The sequence below is a fragment of the Nostoc sp. genome (genome assembly GCF_036919495.1).
In the GTDB taxonomy this organism is placed as follows: Bacteria; Cyanobacteriota; Cyanobacteriia; order Cyanobacteriales; family Nostocaceae; genus Nostoc.
The window spans coordinates 22,455-40,799 of record NZ_JBALBZ010000048.1 but is presented as its reverse complement, the minus strand read 5'-3'; the positions used below and the strand labels follow the sequence as shown (position 1 = coordinate 40,799).

At 41.5% G+C, this 18,345-nt stretch carries 13 protein-coding genes and 1 pseudogene; 6 read left to right on the top strand and 8 right to left on the bottom strand.

The window, feature by feature from the left end; all coding sequences use genetic code 11:
* The first annotated feature begins 588 nt into the window (after positions 1-588).
* The gene (gene trmB, locus V7K25_RS06320; protein ID WP_335156101.1) at positions 589-1,239 is read left to right on the top strand and encodes a tRNA (guanosine(46)-N7)-methyltransferase TrmB; all 651 of its coding nucleotides are present in this window, start codon (positions 589-591) and stop codon (positions 1,237-1,239) included.
* A gap of 138 nt (positions 1,240-1,377) precedes the next feature.
* Here trmB and V7K25_RS06315 read toward each other — a convergent pair.
* The 4 genes and pseudogenes from V7K25_RS06315 to ppsA all read right to left on the bottom strand — a co-directional run.
* Positions 1,378-1,461, bottom strand: a pseudogene (locus tag V7K25_RS06315) (peptidylprolyl isomerase); the annotation flags it as partial.
* An 11-nt stretch (positions 1,462-1,472) separates the two neighbouring features.
* On the bottom strand, positions 1,473-2,981 hold the full coding sequence (locus V7K25_RS06310) for a dolichyl-phosphate-mannose--protein mannosyltransferase (RefSeq protein ID WP_335156099.1): 1,509 nt from the start codon (positions 2,979-2,981) through the stop codon (positions 1,473-1,475).
* Positions 2,982-3,042: 61 nt separating this feature from the next.
* A complete protein-coding gene (locus V7K25_RS06305) occupies positions 3,043-3,603 on the bottom strand; it encodes a GNAT family N-acetyltransferase (RefSeq protein WP_335156097.1) in 561 nt (186 codons plus the stop codon).
* 137 nt (positions 3,604-3,740) lie between these two features.
* Positions 3,741-6,263 (bottom strand): phosphoenolpyruvate synthase, encoded by a 2,523-nt coding sequence (ppsA, locus tag V7K25_RS06300; RefSeq protein ID WP_335156095.1) that lies wholly within the window; start codon positions 6,261-6,263, stop codon positions 3,741-3,743.
* Between the two features lie 186 nt (positions 6,264-6,449).
* Here ppsA and V7K25_RS06295 point away from each other — a divergent pair, with 186 nt between their 5' ends.
* The gene (locus tag V7K25_RS06295) at positions 6,450-6,857 is read left to right on the top strand and encodes a hypothetical protein (protein WP_335156093.1); all 408 of its coding nucleotides are present in this window, start codon (positions 6,450-6,452) and stop codon (positions 6,855-6,857) included.
* A gap of 464 nt (positions 6,858-7,321) precedes the next feature.
* On the opposite strand, the gene V7K25_RS06290 is transcribed toward V7K25_RS06295, so the two are convergent.
* Complete coding sequence (locus tag V7K25_RS06290; RefSeq protein ID WP_335156091.1) at positions 7,322-8,062, bottom strand: hypothetical protein; 741 nt, start codon at positions 8,060-8,062, stop codon at positions 7,322-7,324.
* 350 nt (positions 8,063-8,412) lie between these two features.
* The gene (locus V7K25_RS06285; RefSeq protein WP_335156089.1) at positions 8,413-10,341 is read right to left on the bottom strand and encodes an alpha-amylase family glycosyl hydrolase; all 1,929 of its coding nucleotides are present in this window, start codon (positions 10,339-10,341) and stop codon (positions 8,413-8,415) included.
* 478 nt (positions 10,342-10,819) lie between these two features.
* On the opposite strand from V7K25_RS06285, the gene V7K25_RS06280 reads away from it, so the two are divergent.
* From V7K25_RS06280 to V7K25_RS06270, 3 genes are all read left to right on the top strand, one after another.
* Positions 10,820-11,869, top strand: coding sequence for a hypothetical protein (locus V7K25_RS06280; RefSeq protein ID WP_335156087.1), 1,050 nt, complete (start codon positions 10,820-10,822; stop codon positions 11,867-11,869).
* A gap of 493 nt (positions 11,870-12,362) precedes the next feature.
* Entirely contained in the window at positions 12,363-14,207 is a 1,845-nt protein-coding gene (locus V7K25_RS06275) for a protein kinase domain-containing protein (protein WP_335156085.1), read from the top strand.
* 416 nt (positions 14,208-14,623) lie between these two features.
* Positions 14,624-14,842, top strand: a complete 219-nt coding sequence (locus V7K25_RS06270; protein WP_109012126.1) for a hypothetical protein — start codon at positions 14,624-14,626, stop codon at positions 14,840-14,842.
* Positions 14,843-14,884: 42 nt separating this feature from the next.
* Here the strand turns inward: V7K25_RS06270 and ribD are convergent, their stop codons facing one another.
* Positions 14,885-16,099: a bifunctional diaminohydroxyphosphoribosylaminopyrimidine deaminase/5-amino-6-(5-phosphoribosylamino)uracil reductase RibD gene (gene ribD / locus V7K25_RS06265; RefSeq protein ID WP_335156083.1), complete on the bottom strand. Its 1,215-nt coding sequence runs from the start codon at positions 16,097-16,099 to the stop codon at positions 14,885-14,887.
* 225 nt (positions 16,100-16,324) lie between these two features.
* Positions 16,325-16,924 carry an MBL fold metallo-hydrolase gene (locus tag V7K25_RS06260; protein ID WP_322651156.1) on the bottom strand — a complete coding sequence of 200 codons (600 nt, stop codon included), beginning with the start codon at positions 16,922-16,924 and terminating at the stop codon, positions 16,325-16,327.
* A gap of 188 nt (positions 16,925-17,112) precedes the next feature.
* Between V7K25_RS06260 and V7K25_RS06255 the strand changes: the two genes are divergently transcribed.
* Positions 17,113-18,303 (top strand): pyridoxal phosphate-dependent aminotransferase, encoded by a 1,191-nt coding sequence (locus tag V7K25_RS06255; protein WP_335156079.1) that lies wholly within the window; start codon positions 17,113-17,115, stop codon positions 18,301-18,303.
* Positions 18,304-18,345 lie beyond the last annotated feature (42 nt).

Here is an 18,345-nt window from a genome sequence, read left to right as displayed (position 1 = left end):
CGCCCGACCCACTATCACGCTCATGGCGTATTCCAGATAAGACTGCGACATTTCGGTTCGCAAGTCTATCGGGATAATCCTCTCCTGTGAGGTTGTCATAACCTAAAAATCTCCAAAAATCGTAGATTTTAGCTTGTTTACTCAACAAAGCGCAAAATTATTCTAAATTGCTCTTGAATAATTGCCATAATTTGATACAATTCTAGCATATATTGCCTATTTTTTGCCTGGAAAGCTAACCCAAATATCTAGTAAAAAAAGAGTATAATAATTTACACTTTAATCAGCTCTACTTAATTAACAAGAGCAGTGAACTAAAAGGTTGCTTAGTGCAAGATTACTTACAATTGAAAGATGACGGGGTAAATTTAAGGCAACAATCTAAATTGGCTTTATAGCTCTTACTTTTATAACCGTTATTTATTAGATTTGTCACTAAATAAGGTCTGAAAAATTAAACTATAGTTGATCCTTTCTACCTAGAAAACAGCAGAACTAGATAAAGCCTTCCAAGATGTAATTAAAAGAACACTTGCAGAAATTAGTATCAGAATCAACAGGATATTTTCACGTAAAGGAGAGAAAATTTTGGCAGCAGTCCGAGTCCGCCAGCATGTTAATCCACTTGGAAAAAAGTATCAAACACCAGCAAGTCCCCAAGACTTGGAAAAAATTTATGCAAAGCCAAATCAACCGCTACATTTAGATATTGGCTGCGCTAAAGGACAGTTTTTGGTAAATATGGCCAAAATAGAACCCAACTGGAATTTTCTCGGCTTAGAAATTCGGGAACCGCTAGTGGTGGAGGCGAATAAGTTATGTTCTGAGTTGGCTTTAACAAACCTGCACTACTTGTTTTGCAATGTGAATAACTCACTGAAATCGCTGTTATCTTCCCTACCTCCAGAGAGTTTACAACGAGTTACAATTCAATTCCCCGATCCTTGGTTTAAAACCCGCCATGCTAAACGGCGTGTAGTGCAACCAGAACTAGTGGCAGATTTAGCTAATTATCTTGCGGTTGGGGGAGTTGTATTTCTGCAATCAGATATGGAATTTGTTGCTGTGGAAATGCGCGATCGCTTTGCTGCTCACCCAGCTTATCAGAAAGTTGGTACAGAAGAATGGTTAGCAGAAAATCCGCTACCAGTCCCCACAGAACGGGAAATAGGTACGCAAAAAAAGGGTGAACCTGTTTATCGAGCTTTGTTTGTCAGGCGAGAAGTGAATGAGGAGTAGTTATAGTCAAAAGAGGCAGGGGAAGGGGGCAGGGAGCAAGGGGGAAAACTGAGACGGAGCTTGTACTCCGCCCCAGTAAGAGCGCCCTTTATGGCGGGGCTTCATACCCATGTTCCGCTCCGCTCCACGGCTCCAGGTAAAAACAGCAGCAGAAATCTCTGGTTTTAAATCCTTGCGGCGCACTATCCCCAAATATCCACCTTTGCGACGCAATTCTAGATCCACTTCATCAATCAAATCCAAGAGTTAAACCACATTCGCAGCTTATAATCGTGAGGTGAGAGGGGTAAACCCAAATAAATGGGCATCCAGAAAATAAAAGCAACCAGAATGATAAAAGTAATGGTGACACCTAGCGCCCGGAGTTGTTGATAATAACTGCGAAGACACTGATCGACAAACCAAGCGATCGCTAAAAATACAAACACCAATGCAGACATATAGTGGTAGATAAAAGCGCACCGCGTCACTTCTACCCAAGGTGCTAAGTTAGCAGCATAATTTATAACTAAATACAAGGCAATCCAAGTATCAACACTCAGAGTTGCAGGCACTGAAAAACGCTTTTCTTTCACCCAATGAATTACGGGTTGTGACACCAGCATCCCTACTAAAAACAACATGGCAGCAACACCAAACCACCACAAAAATGGATTGCCCATTGCATGGACATCATAAATAACTTGTCCAGCACCAGCAGGTAAAGGCGGGCCCATCACAGGTAAAGATTCGGTGATACTTTCAGCCGTTTGATAATAATATGCCATTGGTCGAGTCATCAACGGCCATTTATACCAGGCGGCACAATAAGGATGCACATTAGGACTATTGCCACCTAAATGTAAATGAAACTTCAAAATTTGCTGATGTACTGCAATAAATCCATAAGTTTTATCTAGTTGAAGGTGAGGAATCCAGATGATGCTGTAAATCAAAGCTGGGATAATTCCTAGATAAAACAGCATCTGAAAAATATTTAGCTGAGTTAGGTTTTGTAGTGGTGTTTGAGATGAGGGGGAATAAGTACTAACTCCTAATTCCTGACTTCTACTTTCTGCCTCCTTCGATGAAGAAGATGCAAAAAAGAGTTTGGAGTTAAGAAAAGAATATATCAAATAGATTACCCAAGCTGCTATCCAAATAAGATAAGCACCTGAGAGGAACCATAAACCGTTCCACTTAGTACCGACTGACGCACCAAAAGCAATGCCAGCAAAAACTAACCAAAAAGAACGTCGCCGATTTTGGTTATCTAATGCCAATAATAAAAACCAGTGTCCTAATAAACCAAAAATGACAATATAAATATTACTTAAAGCATAGCGAGACTCAACTAGAAAGATGCCATCACAAGCTGTGAAGAAACCTGCAAGCAGAGCAAAGCTACGGCGATAACTCAACCGATAAGCGATCGCAGCTACAACTAAAGGGATAAATGAGCCAGTAAGGGCATTGAACCATCGATAAGTCCAAGGCGATCGCATTGAACCTGTCAGTCCATTTACCGTATCGTGCCAAAAAGGAATGTGACTGCCAATCCAAATGCCGATGCCGATCATATATTGACTTAGCGGCGGATGAGCATTAAAAAATGGCGTATGCGTGAGATAATTATTACCAAATTTGGCAAAGTAAACTTCATCAAATACTAGAGTGTTGAATCGCTCCAGCCCCCAAAATCTCAAGGCGAGTGAGAAAAGAAATACACTCACCATCCCAATTCGGAACCACTTTTTAGTCATTTGTCATTTGTCATTTGTTATTATTTCTTTCTCCCCCTGCCTCCCCTGCTTCCCCTGCCCTCTACTCCCTGCTCCCCCTCCACTCTTCAGGTGCATCTAGTTGAAACAGGAGTAGTTCAATACCGTAATACTTGTTTGTCCGCCCTATTGCTTTCATACCCAATCGTTCTGTTACACGGATTGAGGCATGATTTTCTGGCTTCACTACGGCATAAATTACTGGCAAGTTCAGCACACTAAATCCGTAGTTGAGCATAACTTGTCCTGCTTCTGTTGCATACCCTTTACCCCAAGAAGCTCGCCTCAAGTGCCAGCCTACCTCATAATCTTGAGTGGGTAAACCATCTTTGTCGGGCAATTGTTTAAGAAGGATAGTTCCCACAATTGTTGTAGTTTCCTTTTCGACAATTGCCCAAGATCCAGTACCATTGTTGCGTCGGTGCCATTGCTTGATGTTGTCAATCAAACGCTGACGCTGTGACTCAACACTTGTTACCAGAGAAGCTTTACCAAGAAAGTGCGTAACTTCGGGGTCATTATAAATTACAAACGCTTGTTCGGCATCGCGTTCGGGTATCCAACTGCGAATGATCAAGCGTTCGGTTTCCAAAAGATTTGTCATCTTGCTTTTGGCTAAACTAAATCGCCATTCTGCAAAATAGTAAGATACTTATGGTTAAGCAGTCAAAAGTTTTGTAGAGAATTACACAAACAAAATATGGCGATCGCTATGCTATGAGCAATTATCTAGAAGTTCAACTAACGTTGGCTATGCGATGCCTGCGGCGGTAAACTCTCAACTTTTGCCACTTCCAGCATTGTCTTTAAAACCGAATCTGGATTCAGACTAATCGAGTCAATTCCTTGTTCAACTAAAAACTGGGCAAATTCTGGATAGTCGCTGGGTGCTTGTCCACAAATGCCGATTTTGCGATCGCATTTTTTCGCCGCTTCTATGGCCATTTTTACCATTCGTTTCACAGCTAGACTGCGTTCATCAAACAATCTGGCTACCAATGCCGAATCCCTATCTATCCCCAATGTCAGTTGAGTTAAATCATTAGAACCAATTGAGAAGCCATCAAATACCTCAGCAAATTCCTCAGCCAGAATAACATTACTAGGTAACTCGCACATCACATAAACCTGCAAGTCGTTAACACCTTGCTTTAAACCATTTTTTGCCATCTCTGCTAAAACCAAGCGCCCTTCATCGGGAGTACGACAAAACGGAATCATCGGGATAACATTTGTCAAACCCATTTCTTCTCGTACCCGTTTAATAGCATCACATTCTAGGGCAAAAGCTTCTCTGTAGCCTTCATCATAGTAACGCGCCGCTCCCCGCCAACCCAGCATCGGGTTTTCTTCATGGGGTTCAAACTGTCGCCCACCTAACAAATTGGCATATTCATTACTTTTGAAATCTGACATTCGCACAATCACTGGTTTGGGATAAAATGCCGCCGCAATTCTACCTATGCCTTGGGCTAATTTATCTACAAAATATTGGGGTTTATCGTCGTAAAGTGCAGTAATTTCAGCAATTTTAGCTTTGGCAAATTCATCTTTTAACAAATCATAGTGAATCAATGCCATTGGATGAATTTGAATTTGGTTAGCGATAATAAATTCTGTCCGTGCTAAACCTACCCCATCGTTGGGAATTGCCGATAAACTCAATGCTTCTTGGGGATTACCCACATTCATTAAAATTTGAGTGCGAGTGCGGGGTAAGTTCTCTAAAGGAACTTCTTCCACTTCAAAAGGTAATAAGCCTGCATAAACTTTTCCCTCTTCCCCTTCAGCGCAAGAAATTGTTACCTCTTGACCAGGTTTTAAAATTTCTGTAGCATTGCCGCATCCCACGATCGCAGGTACACCCAATTCTCGCGCAATAATTGCTGCATGGCATGTCCTACCCCCAGAATTAGTAACAATTGCACTGGCGCGTTTCATAATTGGTTCCCAATCAGGGTCAGTTCTCTCTGTCACCAAAACTTCCCCAACTTGGAACTGTTCGAGTTTCTGAACATCTAAAATTAGGCGTGCTTTCCCTTGACTAATCGCTTCCCCAATCGCCCGCCCTGTAACAAGAGGAATTGGAGATTGGGAATCAGTAAGTGGAGATTGAGAAGTTTTTTCCCCATTCCCTATTCCCCATTCCCTATTCCCCAATACCAACCGATAACTCCGCAACACATTTCCCGTTTTTTGTGACTGCACGGTTTCGGGACGCGCTTGCACAATAAAAAGTTGATTAGTAATTCCATCTTTTGCCCATTCGATATCCATTGGAGTGAAAATCCCGTGGACTTGGGAATAATGGTCTTCAATTAAACATGCCCAATTTGCTAGTTGTAAAATCTCTTCATCATTCAGGGCAAATTTACCTCTTTCTCTGGGCGGAACAGACACATTTTTCGTAAATTTGGAGCCGTCATCATAAATCATTTTTAGTTCTTTACTACCCAATTTTTTATCAATAATTGGGCGGAACCCAGCTTTTAAAGTTGGTTTAAAAACATAGTATTCATCGGGATTCACTGACCCTTGGACAACATTTTCACCTAAACCGTAGGCGGCTGTAATCAGTGCAGCATCCTTAAATCCGGTTTCTGTATCAATAGAGAACATTACCCCAGAGGTTGCTAAGTCAGAACGCACCATTTTTTGCACACCCACAGCCAGAGCAATGCTAAAGTGGTCAAATCCCTTGGTGTGACGATAAGAAATAGCGCGATCGGTAAATATGGAAGCAAAGCACTTGTGACAAGCTGCTAAAACTCCTTCAGCGCCGACAACGTTAAGGTAAGTTTCCTGTTGTCCAGCAAAACTAGCATCGGGTAAGTCTTCGGCGGTGGCGCTAGAACGCACTGCAACATCTGTCTCTGCGTTGTATCGTTCACAAAGACTTTGATAAGCTTTAGCGATCGCCTCTCGCAATTCTACAGGAAATGGGGTGTGGATTAATAGCGATCGCGCTTTTTTTCCCCGTTCTCGTAAATTTTTGACATCCTCAACATCCAAGTCAGCAAAGAGTTTGCGTAGCTTTGCTTCTAAATCTGCTGATTTGATGAAATAACGATAAGCGTAAGCAGTGGTGGCGAATCCAGTGGGAACGTTAATACCTTTGGGCGTTAGCTGTTGAATCATTTCGCCCAGTGAGGCATTTTTACCACCAACTACGGGAATATCAGCAATACCAACTTCATCAAACCACAAGATGAGCGATCGCTCTTGGGAAGATAGAGATAATGTGCTTTTAGATACTGTAGCCATAATTACCTTTTAAGTTTATACTCAGTTTCTCAGTGCGTAACCGCTAGTATATTTTTTCCATATTCAATTTTAGATATTACAGCTACTAGCGTGATTTTGTATTGTGCAATTAAATGCCAAACTATAGTCTATAAATAACAATTATTCGGGATAATAGCTGTATCGTAATATCGGATGCAATGCACAATGGCACAACTAGAACGACTGCTGAAAATGGCAGAAGATGAGCTAACAGAGTACAGCACTGATGCCCGTAAAATGGAAAAACTACGGCGCAAAATAGGTTTATCAGTGTCCGCAGCCGAACAGAGGCAGGTTAAAGAGGCATTGCTCGCTAGTAAGCAATCTTCTAATATGATTACTCAAATTGTGGAAGAACAAAGACAAGCAGCAGCTTTACCATTTTGGGGAATTGCTGGATTGGGTTTGTTATTCGGAATTTCTTTAAATCAACCCATCTGTTTGTTAGCTGCTATAGTTGGAACTGTATTAGCTTTTAGAATTCAAAAATGGGGTTGGCAATTGCAGGCAAGTCGCCTATTGTTACAAACATTGGAAGATATTGAAGCGCGGATTGCCCAACCGAATAAGTAACAAAACAGATCCACTATATAGAGATATTTTCTCTATACTTTTGTATATTAAAATACAAAATTATTGACTAGTTACTTGATTGACACCTCGTAATTACTTAATAATTCCTTTGGGATCACCATAGCAAAAAAAATTAGATATTGGATTTGATTCAGATATTTATTCATATAATTTGCGTACAATGAATGCTACATGAGGCTTTCTCAGTAGGTATTTACCATAACTACGCATTGTTTCACCTCCAAAGCCCACGCGCTGGAGTTCACTTTCAACTAGTACTACCCAGCCCTCTCCTTCAGTAAACGCCTTACTTGTGTTTCCTTGTGCGACTTGTCCTGTCGTTGCAATGTCGAATATGAATACACTCCCAGGAGTTAAGGTATTATATATGCGGTGGAATTAAACAAGAATTTGGCGATCGTTGTCTGAATCAAAAGGTAGCTGAGGCATTCATCAATCGATACTTATTGCCTCTTCACTGCAATCGTATAACTGGGTAAATGTGAGGCATCTGTTTGAGTTTTCACAAGTCGTAAGTCATTATCTATATATAAATGCTCAAACACTTGAGAAGTTACTAAGGATGTTTTTTGAAATCCATTAATATGATTTATCTCTATATTTTCTAAGTTTAGAGCTTTAGGTAAAACCCCTTTCAAGGCGTTAAATTTAACTTTAGTATTCACTACGTGAGTAAACCAGTTGTAGACTGATTCTAAAGTTAGAGGAATGTCTCTATTTGTAAAAGCCTGAAATCTATCAATATTTTGAAGATACCATTTACCATTTTGAACTTCATATTTGTGAAGTATCATGAAATCATAAGCAGGTAATCGTGATTGAAAATTCTCGGATAAAGACTGCTCTTTTCCCATTAAATAGCGAGCTACACTGGCACAGTAACCATCATGTTGGAAAATTTGGAAAGACTGCTCTTGTATTCTTTGCGGTAAACTTTCATGAAACGATATTGTAGACCAGATTGGTGTCCAAACACCCACTAAAAGCCGTAATTGTTCTGTAACACTAAAAATAGGATTTTGTTGACTCAACTTTATAAAATAAGGAAGCAATTCAGTTTTATAAAATTTTATTTCGTCATTTAAAGCTTCTGAATTTCGACCTTGAACTCGTGCCAAAATTTCATTTTTAAATTTTAGTTTTTTTGGAGCACTGAATTGATTTTTAAGTAAGAGGTCGAACATTACCATTTACCTTTTTCTCATTTTTTTAGATGACTTGGTTGGTAAGTATTAAAAACTGCTGAGTTTAGCGATTATAAAGCTACGATCTATTCTTTTATACTGTAAAAGCTAAAGCCTTTCTGCCCCTCTATTTAACAATTTTTGGCTGCTTATCTGCTTGATATTACTTATTTTAACTCACAAAGTGGTGTGATCCAGATCACTATTAACTAAAATATATTGAAACTACTATACTATGGCGCACAATGCGGTTTTATACGCCTATTTGTGTATTTTTTGTTACTTAAAATTTATAAATAATAAAAAGTGAAGAATCAAAATTTTAATCCTTCACTCTTCATTCTATATTTCTACGATTCTCTTCCCGATGCCCAGCTATCACGCCATTTTACAGTGCCTTCTTTCGCAATTACCCAGCGACGGTTAACGAGATTTTCGCGCAGAGGCGATCGCCCTTCCCGCCACATGGCATATTTATAAGCAATCAGCTTACCAGTACTTTCATCAAAGGGAATCTCCGCAGACCAGGTATTTGAGTTGATGTACTCTAAAGGATATGCTTTGCTGATATCCCAGTTACCTAACTCTGGGCAATCTCCTGTCACCACAATGATTTCACCGGGTTGGGTATCCACGCCATTGAGTTGGATACGGACAATTGTTTGTGCTTTGATTCGTTCGCCAACGTGGCTGAAAACTAGCACTCCCCGTTCTTCTAATACCAAGTCATAAATCTTGCCGTCTTTCACCTCAAACTTATTGCGAGTTACTACGCAAGTATGTTCTCCATCGGGCAATTCTGTTTCTACTTCTGGTAAAGTAACTTCTCCTCCCCGGTTTAAAGCTACAAAACACACAGAGTCACGATAGCGACGTACATAACAGTAAGTATCTGGTGTTAAGTATTTTTGCCAATGGCTACCCATTGATACGGCTGGATTCAGTCGCCGTAAGCCAGACAACAGTCTGATGCAACGATAAATCTCACTATCAGTATCCCAATTTTCCATCATTGGGCGGTTATAGGGATCGTTACCGCCATCGGTGTCATTATGCAGATATTGTTCTGTACCGTAATAGATGCAGGGAATACCGCGACAGGTCATAATTAAGGCGATCGCAACCTTCAACATCGCTGGATCGGGGTTCAGCGATTGGAAGCGGGACATATCATGATTATCGATGAAGGTAACTAGCTCTGTTGCCCCGTTATAGCGATAATCTTGGTCAAAAATGTATTGAATTGTCTGGAATCCCATTTCTGAACCTTGCCCTAGTGCGGCTCGAATTGCCACGCACAACCCAAAGTCTAGCAGTGTCATGCCTGAGTGGTTAACAAATTCTACCGAGCGATCGTCAGTAGGATTACTGTAAATCCATTCACCAAAAATGAATACATCTGGTTTGTGATTGGTCATATCACCAGTGAATTCTTGCCAAAACCAGATAGGCATGTGCTTGACAGTATCCACCCGTAGTGCATCCACACCCCGGTCTAGCCATTGTTTAATGGCTGATTTAATATACTGACGATATTCAGTATTGTTTTCATTGAAGGTTGCTAGACCAGATAGTTCACAGTTCTGTACTTGCCAATCGTCTTCCCAGTTTTGTACTTCGCCGTAGTGGTGATACCAATTATTGACATCATCATTGAAATCAGCAATTTTAACGCCATCATCATACAATTCACCTTTACTACCGCTAGTGTCAGGGCTGCTATGGTTGCAGACAATATCTAGCACCAGCTTCATATTCCGCTTGTGCAGTTCTGTAATTAACTGATCAAAGGTGGTATTTTTTTCTTCTTGCGTAGCATTTAAAGAAGGATTTTCTCCATCAGCAATGTAGCGAGGATTAATCCGTTTAAAGTCTTTTGTCCAATAGCCATGTAGCGCTGCATTTCCAACAAATAACTCTTCAACCTGCTCAAACAGTGGAGTTAACCAAAGGGCTGTCACCCCCATGTTTTTGAGATAGTCTAACTTATTGATGACACCTTGCAAGTCGCCACCCCAGTACTTACCCCAATCTTGTCTACTTGGATCGTACAGTTCTGAGTTTGCACCTTCGCTGTTATCTGGATCGCCATCATAAAAGCGATCAACCACAAGAAAGTAAATGGTTTCCTGACGAAATTCAATATCTCTGGTGTAAAGAAACTCTAAGTCAATCTCAGTATCTGATGGTGGTGTTTCTATAATAGCTTGTACTTTTTCTTGTGCAGAATCAACTTTATATTGATCTGGGGAAAACTGAGATGGAGGAGTTTGTACCATAAAAGAACTCAAAATTTAATGTGATTCATATTTGTAGACCAACAGTACAACGTTTCGAGTATTGTGTGTCACTACAAACTTTGGTATTGTGACATCCATCCCACGGTGTAGGTATCTATCGGCAGCTAGTTTATAATTCTATCGATAGATGTAATTCATCTGCTAGAGGATAAAAATAAAGGAATATAGCAGATATTAACGATAACTGCTTTATAACAAAAATTTACAATATTTGATTAAGTTTACTTGCGGTAAATATTGAGCCTAACTCATGTTTAAGTGTATATTCGACAACAGATTTTAGAAGACCTCAACTCCTTGAAGATTAACTGTCAATAAAATTTTGTTATACCTGACCAATAGTGAGTAAACTACCTGTTAGCCAACTTTTTCTATAGAAGATTCGTTCCATTGGTAAACTGACCATTGTCACTTTCAATCTGTTATTACTATCAAGGAACTAATTCAGGTAGCATTTATGACCAAATATGACAAGGTTTTTAACTCACCAAAGACATCAGAGGAATCACTGAGTCCAGAGGAAGCGGTAGCAGCGATCGCAACTGTCACTGCGATCGCTGATTCATTGGTTGAAGATGTCGATGCAGAAAGTTTAGCGGGTATCCTCTGGGAATTCGAGGTTTTCGAGGAATACTCAGAAGATGAAATCACCGAAATAGTTGATAGACTCATCTCCATTGCAGAAGAAGAGGGAATTGGGCCTTTGTTTAATGTCGCCAAAGTATCTCTCTCAGATGAATTAGTGCTGGATGGTTTTGCTGCTGGGGTGATAGTGCTTTTAGACGATGAACTCTCCATCCCGAAATCGAAACAAGCTTACCTCAAAAAGCTACAAGCAGCTTTAGAACTTGAGGATGAAGAAGCAGAGGAAATCATTAAGGAGGTAATTGCAGCCTTTAAGGAAGCAGAAAATGAAGAATATACAGACGACGAAGATGAAACAGTAGTCATAGAAGATTTTAGCGAACAGACATATCAATCTCCTTTAGGTAATTTTGCTGTACCGATTCCGGTTGATCCGCAGCAAGGCGGTAGAATTCAAAGTCAGGAAGGAGTCGTTGGCTTTTCCGATGACGTTGGTACTCTGCTGAGAATCGATTATTATCCTTTCCCTCTAGAACAGTTAGAGGAACTGGAGTCTGTTGGACAAGAAGAATATTTACAAACAATTTTAGTAGACAAGTATGTACCCCAGGCGATTTTTGCCAATGTCCCAGATGCTTCTGTGGAGTATACCGAATATCTAGAAAATACTTTGCGAGGCGCTTACTACGTATTAATTGATATGCCTAAAGGTTCGACAATTTCTAAGCAAGAAAATAATGGAACTGCGATCAGATTAGACGCTTACCGAGGGCTACTCACCTTTATTAGTGGTGAATTTTTGTATATAGTTAGTAGTCAGCACAGCTTTATTAACGGCGAAACTCCCGATTCCGTTGAAGAAGAAGCTGAAGACATCAAGGAAAGTATTTTAGAGTTTGTTGAGACTATAGAGTTTACTTAGCGCATAAAGGGTTGGCTTTGTCACCCGCCTGGAACTAAAGTTCAAGGCTACAAGCTAAAGTCTACTTCAGTAGACTAAGGAATGTAAATTAAATAACATCTAAATATGGTTTTTAACTTCACCCTGCTTTTGACAAAAGTCAAAGTCTCCCCTCTCCTTACTAAGGCTGGTGTACACACAAGTCTAATTACCCCCCTTAATCCCCCCTTATAAAGGGGGGAAATGAGATTTCCGGTTCCCTCCCCTTCACAAGGGGAGGGTTAGGGTGGGGTAAAACGTTGGTTAATCAGCTATTTCGTTTTCGGATGAACGCAACAAGCAAATGCTGTCGCTAAACCTGACTTTTCAGGGGATGTGGAAAAGGGGATAGACTTTTGCAAGAGGTCTAGTATCCATAATTCATCAACTCATGTGATGTACATTTGAACAAGGGCGATGTCTGACGACAAGCCCAGAGGCAAAATGTCTCCGGCGTTTACGCTTGTGATTTTTCATGACAATAACCCTGCTAAACAATCGCTATCAAGTTATCCAGGTAATCGGCGCTGGTGGGTTTGGCGAAACCTTTCTGGCTGAAGATGTCCACATGCCTTCTCGCCGTCGCTGTGTAATCAAGCAACTAAAACCGATAACCAATAATGACCCGCAAACCTACCAAATTATCCAACAACGGTTTGAACGGGAAGCAGCAACCTTGGAGTTTTTGGGTGAAAGTAGTAATCAAATTCCGAAACTCTACGCCTACTTTTCTGAGAATGGGCAATTTTACCTCGTCCAAGAATGGATTCACGGGCAAACTTTGACAAAAATTGTCGAAGCCAAAGGATTTGAGGGTGAAACTGCTGTTCGCCAAATTCTCTTGAGTCTGCTTTGGGTTTTAGATTATGTCCACAGCAAAGGCATTATTCACCGGGATATCAAGCCTGAGAACATTATTCTCCGTTCTGTTGATGGCAAGCCAGTTTTGATTGATTTTGGTGCAGTCAAAGAAACAATCCGTTCAGTAATGAGTTCTCCGGGATACCCGACGCGATCGCTCGTGATTGGTACGCCTGGTTATATGCCTAGCGAACAAGCCGTTGGCCGCCCAGTTTACGCCACTGATATCTACAGTTTGGGCTTAACGGCGATTTATCTGTTGACTGGCAAACACCCGCAAGAACTACAAACTGATCTGAAAACTGGGGAAATTCTTTGGCAAGATCACGCCCCTCATGTCTCTTCCCAATTGGCGGCGGTACTCAATCAAGCAATTAAGCCTCATGCTGGCGATCGCTACAGCACTGCTAGTAAAATGCTACACGCTTTGCAGTCTGCTAGTAATATACCTACTGAGTTAGCTGCAAATACTCCTACAGTTAATTTTTCTTCCACGACATCAAGACAAACTCAGCCATTATATTCTCCGCAAAAAAATTCTGCGCTCGCACCGTCTTCCTCTGGTGGAAACTGGCAAAAACCTGCTGTGATTGTTGGTAGTTTACTCATAGGCGGCTTGCTTAGTGCAGTAGCAATTTCTAACATGACTCGTCAGCCACAACCAGAAACAACCATTGCCACAAGTTCTACTCCATCGCCATCATTGCCCTCTCCTGCATCTACTGAACCGCCCGTTTCGTCCCAAACTTCTCCAGTCCCAGTTGTATCGGCTTCACCGGCACGACGGCGAGTAATTCCTGATCCTTTGCCAACCTCTGATCCCCCAGTTGTATCTATACCACAGCCAGAGAAGGAGCATGTAACTTCAGATACTCAAGCACCAGTTGTATCTACACCACAGCCAGAACCAGAGAATGAGGCGATACCTGCTTTGGGCAATGCCAACCCAGTTCCCACACCAGAAATGCGTTCCACGCCACAAAAGAAACCGCGCAGTAAATTAGCTGCCACTACCAGCAGGCAAAGCGTTCCCGCATTCCCTACAGGTACACCAAGAAACATCGTAGAAGCTACCCTCGGCAAACCAAATCAAGATTTAAGAGGCGCATGGGGCAAGACTCGTGCTGTCGTTTACAAACTAGTGCCAAACAAAATTGACCTTGGCTACTTATTTGATCGTAATTCTAAAGTGCTGCGTCAAACTGAGGTATCTTTTGCCGAATCGGTAGACCCGCAGATAATGGAGACTACCTTGAATGGAATGTTAGATGGGCAAGCCACTGAAGATATAAAGCAGGGACTAAAACAAGTACAACAGCGTCAATCTGATAATTTTAGTTTTAATAATGGCTCAGTTAAGGGTCAGATTATCCGCCAACAATGTGATTTTATTTACATCAGCATTTGGGATGAAAATTTACATGATTTTGTAAGTCCATCTACAGCCAAAAGGTGTTAATTTCGTAATAAATATTGTCCTCAAAATTTATATTTTGTATCCTATAAAACAAATTTATGATTTAATATAGTTAGTTATTAGTCATTAGTCATTAGTTAAATTATGAGTCGTAACTAAGTAAGTCGGTGCGAATAAATCGAACTATGTTAAATAATGTAAAATGATTGTAATCGACTGTGTAGTAAGGGCTGAAGTCCTTAATACAAACCTTTAATTATTCACGCCGTTTTACTTAATAGCCAATTCCCGGTTCCCATTTTCAAAACTAAGTATCAAATTCTTAATCTTCATAAAGTTATAAATACCATTATTAACTTTTTAATAATACTTGTCTCAGGTTCTACATTCATGTCGTAAAGTGCGATGGTAATTGTGTAATCTAAAGACAGCAAAGCTAATTATTCAATTGAGGTCTGATGACTCCTACAATCATGCGTCAGCTTTGGTCAGTGGTTGAAACTGCCCAAGCCAAGCTCCTCTTACAACTGGATGATGCTAGCTTGGTGCAGTGGTTAGTGAAACAAACCGAAACACAAGTCTTGTTAGATTCTAACGAAACTGATTATCTGTGCCACTACATTCAATCTCGGCTAGCCCTTATACGTGATATTGCCCATGAACGTCAGTGTTCATGATACCAAAATTACGATAAATTAATTGATAGTCAAGTGTTATTACTATTGACTATTGGCTTTTTGGGGAAAATAACCTTCCACTAAGCAGTCAGAGCCGACTACACGCCAACGAACACGTTCTAAAGACAACGCCTCAGTCATGGTAGTAAAGCCTAAATCGCCCACAGGTGTGGGAGCAATGCTACCACCAATGATTTTCGGGGCAATAAATGCCAAAACTTTTTGTACTGCTCCTTGAGCGATCGCACTAGCAGCTAAGGTTCCACCACATTCCCACAAGACGCTAGAAAAACCGCGCTCATACAAGTATGCCATAGCCTTATCTGGTGTAAGTGATGTTAATTCCACCACCTCCACCCCCTGCTTGAGCAACAGTTCTTGGAAGTCGGGATTAGCACCCTTTTCTGTCAACACCAAAGTTGGAGCATCCGCAGTTTGCCACAGATGGGCATTTTCCGGTAAGTTGAGATGGCGACTCATCACCACCCGTAGGGGATTATGTGCCTCCACCTGACGCGTGGTTAAGTAAGGATTATCTTGTCGAACTGTATTACCGCCGACAATTATTGCATCACAAGCCGCCCGCAACTGATGTACTTCACTGCGGGCTTCTTGGCTTGTTACCCAGGCGCTGTGACCAGAGGTAGTAGCAATTTTGCCGTCTAAAGTCATGGCATATTTTAAAATTCCTAAAGGTCGTTTGTAGAGAATGCGATGCACAAAAGCTTCATTTAGCTGATGACAAGCTGCTTCTTCTACTCCTACCAACACCTCGATCCCCGCTGCACGTAAACGAGCAATCCCACCTCCAGCTACCAGTGGATTGGGATCAACCATACCCACCACCACTTTTGCCACTCCTGCTTGGATCAATCCTTCAGAACACGGGGGAGTACGCCCAAAGTGATTGCAAGGTTCTAGTGACACATAGATTGTTGCACCACGAGCGCGATCCCCTGCTGCTCTCAAGGCAAACACTTCTGCATGAGGCTCACCTGCACGAGGATGAAACCCCTCGCCGATAATCTCGCCATCCTTGACAATCACCGCTCCCACTAAAGGATTTGGCGAAGTCCGTCCTAAAGCGCGGCGAGCAAGTTCCAAACACCGCAGCATCATGCGAGAGTCAAAGTCACTTCCGATCTTTTCCTTTGGTGGTGAATTCAATCCAACTGCTGACTCCACTAGATGTATATTTTCCTGAGTGTAATTTGCTAAGGATGCATCTGCTTGAGCGACTACTGGGGAATTATCCATAATTTTAGGCAACACTGTAAATATTCTGCACGCGATCGCACAGCCTTTTCACAGGAGAATCGCGCTTTGCTCTTGATAATTAAACAGAGTCAAATATAGGCGCTATTATTTAGCTGTCTTAACTTCTATCAACCTGTAATCTTTACAATTCTTCTTACAACTTTTTTATATATTTGAACCACAATCTCCTGTAGGGTAGCACAGCTAGCTGTGCTACCCTACCATTTACAGCGTCGCTACAAGTTCCTTTAAGCGATCGCGTCCGTCGCGGAAGACAGGCCAACCATCCCCCACTAGCACTGCTTCTACCCGACTCAGTTCTGCTAACCTGCGAACAGAAGCAACAGCCTCCTCTCGATTCAGCAGCTTGTCATCTGGTAAAATTGTTAAACTACCTGCTTTGCGTGCCCTGACTAAATCCCCTGTAATCAAAGTTGTCTCCTCCAGTAACAGAGCCAATTCACCGGGAGTTTTTGAGCCTTGGAGTTCAATTACCTCTAGTCCTGGGACAAGTTCTTCACCGTCAGACAGCCAGCGATCGCAAGGTATAGGGAAAGTATCTTTTTCTGCCACAGGGCCAGCTATTTTAGCATAAGTTTGATCGGCAATATCTTTACTTGCCCTGACATGCTCGGAATTCGTCAGCACAATCCAAACTACACCACCGAGGGATTTGAGATGATTCCAATCATGGTTTGATAGGGCTACTGGGTCAATCAAGATGTTGCCATCTGGGCGAATCCAGGCAATCCCATTAAAATCAATATTTCTTGCCGGATTGAAATTAGACCAGCTATAGAGATCGGGACGGTGCAAAGATTTCATGATGATTCTGGATCAGTACTTCAGTAATTGACTATTAATATCAATAATTAAGTATATAGATTATAAGGTTGCATTCCCTCTGAATCTGAAATTTGAGTATACTACGATAAATTAATCGATATTATGGATTTTATCTGATTTACAGGAATTTACAGTTAACGGCAATAAAGATCAACCGAGGTACAGGGATGAGTGAGATTGTGCGCCAAAAAATATCAGCGAAGGCAGAACAGTTTACAGAGTCGGTGATTCGAGAAATGACGCGGGTGGCACTGCAATACGATGCGGTGAATCTGGCGCAAGGGTTCCCTGATTTTTCCTGTCCCTTGGAGTTGAAACAGGCAGCTTGTAAGGCAATAGAGGCAGATGTCAACCAGTATGCTATTACTTGGGGCGATCGCTTATTTCGTCATGCAATCGCCAATAAAGTCCACTGGTATCTCGGCTTAGATATCAATCCCGAAACCCAAATCACCGTCACTTGCGGTTCCACCGAAGCAATGGCATCTGTGATGTTAGCGACAGTTGATCCCGGTGACGAAGTAATTGTATTTGAGCCATATTATGAAAACTACGGCCCCGATGCGATTTTAGCTGGTGCTATACCCCGGTATGTGACACTGCATCCCCCCCATTGGACATTTGATGAAGCACAGTTGCGTCAAGCTTTCAATGCCAATACCAAAGCTATTATTATCAACACACCCCACAACCCCACAGGTAAAGTCTTCACCCGTGAAGAACTTACCCTAATTGCTGAACTTTGTCAAAAATGGGATGTGTTAGCGTTCACTGATGAAATTTATGAACATATTCTCTATAACGGTACTCAACATATTGCCCTAGCAACCCTTCCCGGTATGGAAGAACGCACCGTTACTATTAACGGTCTATCCAAAACTTATAGCGTTACCGGATGGCGAGTCGGCTACATTTTGGCAAACCCCGAATTGACAGGAGCCATTCGCAAAGTCCATGATTTTCTCACCGTTGGCGCTCCTGCACCATTGCAACGAGCCGGAGTTGCTGCCATGCAACTGCCACCATCATATTATGAAGAACTAGGCAAACTTTATCACCAAAAACGAGATAGGATTTTACAGATTCTAGATCAAGTTGGCATTCCCTATTTCGTTCCCCAAGGAGCCTATTACGTTCTTGCAGATATTTCCAAATTCGGCTACAAAACTGATGTTGAATTTACTTACCATCTAATTAAAGATATTGGTGTTGCCGTAGTTCCAGGTTCCAGCTTTTTCAGCCAACCAGAAAAAGGACATTCATTGATCAGATTTTGCTTCAGCAAAAGACCTGAGACATTACAAGCAGCGAGCGATCGCTTACTCAAATTGCAATCAACTTTACAACGAACATCGTAACATTAGAAGTAAAAAATCGCATTTACCACTTCTCGCATATCG

Bases quoted from the DNA above. Each gene is read 5' to 3' on its own strand.
- V7K25_RS06270 (WP_109012126.1), top strand. From the start codon at position 14,624: ATGACTCCTACAATCATGCGTCAGCTTTGGTCAGTGGTTGAAACTGCC.
- V7K25_RS06290 (WP_335156091.1), bottom strand. From the start codon at position 8,062: ATGTTCGACCTCTTACTTAAAAATCAATTCAGTGCTCCAAAAAAACTA.
- V7K25_RS06255 (WP_335156079.1), top strand. From the start codon at position 17,113: ATGAGTGAGATTGTGCGCCAAAAAATATCAGCGAAGGCAGAACAGTTT.
- ppsA (WP_335156095.1), bottom strand. From the start codon at position 6,263: ATGGCTACAGTATCTAAAAGCACATTATCTCTATCTTCCCAAGAGCGA.
- V7K25_RS06305 (WP_335156097.1), bottom strand. From the start codon at position 3,603: ATGACAAATCTTTTGGAAACCGAACGCTTGATCATTCGCAGTTGGATA.
- V7K25_RS06310 (WP_335156099.1), bottom strand. From the start codon at position 2,981: ATGACTAAAAAGTGGTTCCGAATTGGGATGGTGAGTGTATTTCTTTTC.
- V7K25_RS06260 (WP_322651156.1), bottom strand. From the start codon at position 16,924: ATGAAATCTTTGCACCGTCCCGATCTCTATAGCTGGTCTAATTTCAAT.
- V7K25_RS06275 (WP_335156085.1), top strand. From the start codon at position 12,363: ATGACAATAACCCTGCTAAACAATCGCTATCAAGTTATCCAGGTAATC.
- V7K25_RS06295 (WP_335156093.1), top strand. From the start codon at position 6,450: ATGGCACAACTAGAACGACTGCTGAAAATGGCAGAAGATGAGCTAACA.
- ribD (WP_335156083.1), bottom strand. From the start codon at position 16,099: ATGGATAATTCCCCAGTAGTCGCTCAAGCAGATGCATCCTTAGCAAAT.
- V7K25_RS06280 (WP_335156087.1), top strand. From the start codon at position 10,820: ATGACCAAATATGACAAGGTTTTTAACTCACCAAAGACATCAGAGGAA.
- V7K25_RS06285 (WP_335156089.1), bottom strand. From the start codon at position 10,341: ATGGTACAAACTCCTCCATCTCAGTTTTCCCCAGATCAATATAAAGTT.